Source organism: Mesorhizobium sp. M7A.F.Ca.CA.002.15.2.1 (assembly GCF_003998715.1).
GTDB lineage: Bacteria > Pseudomonadota > Alphaproteobacteria > Rhizobiales > Rhizobiaceae > Mesorhizobium > Mesorhizobium ciceri.
Genome location: NZ_RZPI01001124.1, coordinates 1 through 916, shown reverse-complemented (window position 1 = coordinate 916; position 916 = coordinate 1). Strand labels below are relative to the sequence as shown.

Annotated in this window: 1 protein-coding gene; it reads right to left on the bottom strand. The window is 63.5% G+C overall.

Going from position 1 to position 916, the window contains the following annotated elements:
- Positions 1–910 (bottom strand): ABC transporter substrate-binding protein (locus tag ENZ74_RS33100; RefSeq protein WP_245471065.1); only part of this gene is annotated, 910 nt, incomplete at its 3' end.
- Positions 911–916 lie beyond the last annotated feature (6 nt).

The window sequence follows — 916 nt, the reverse complement described above, 5'->3', positions numbered from 1 at the left end:
CGGCATAGCCGAGGAACACCGTCTTGACGACGAAATCCTTGTCGATGGCATGTGCGATCGCCTGCCGCACTTTGACGTCGGCCAGTTCCTTGCGGCGATGATTGATCTCGACGACGAGTTGATAGGTCAGCCCTTCGTAACCCTTGGTGATCACTTTCAGCCCCGGCACTTTCGAGATGCGGTCGAGGTCGGCCAGCGGCACGGCGGAAAAGGCCGCCAGCTGGATCTCTCCGGCCTCCAGCGCGCTGGCCGCGGACGTGCGATCCGGCAGCACCTGATAGATGATCTCATCGAGATAGGGCTCGTCCTTGCCCCAGTAGTCGGTGTTTTTGGTCAGCCGGTAATACTGGCCGGCCTTGTACTCGCCGAATTTGAACGGTCCGGTGCCGATGGGCGCGTTGTTGGCCGGGTTGTCCTCGATCTTGCCGACCTCGTAGATGTGCTTCGGCACCACGCTGCTCAGCGCCGGCAGCGCGTTGCGGATCAGCTGGAACGGCGTCGGCTTGGCGAATTTGAACACACCGGTGAGATCGTCGGGGGTCTCGACGCTGGCCAGGTCCTTGAACACGGTGCGGCCGAGGTTCTGCAGCGGCTTCCAGATCTGCAGCGCCGAGAAGGCCACGTCGGCGGAGGTGAACGGCTTGCCGTCATGCCATTTGACGCCGTCGCGCAGTTTGAACGTCACCGAGAGCCCGTCGGCGGCACCCTCCCAGCTCAGCGCCAGCCTTGGCGCGAGTCCGTCCTTGCCGTCGTAGGAGGCTTCGGCCAGCGTTTCGACGATCTTGCTGGAGATGAAGAAGACGCCGTTGGAAGCGACGATCGCCGGGTTGAGGTTGCGCGGTTCGGAATCTGCGGCAAGCACAAGCCGCCCGCCCTTCTTCGGCGTCTGCGCCCAGCCCGGTGTCGGCATGGCGGT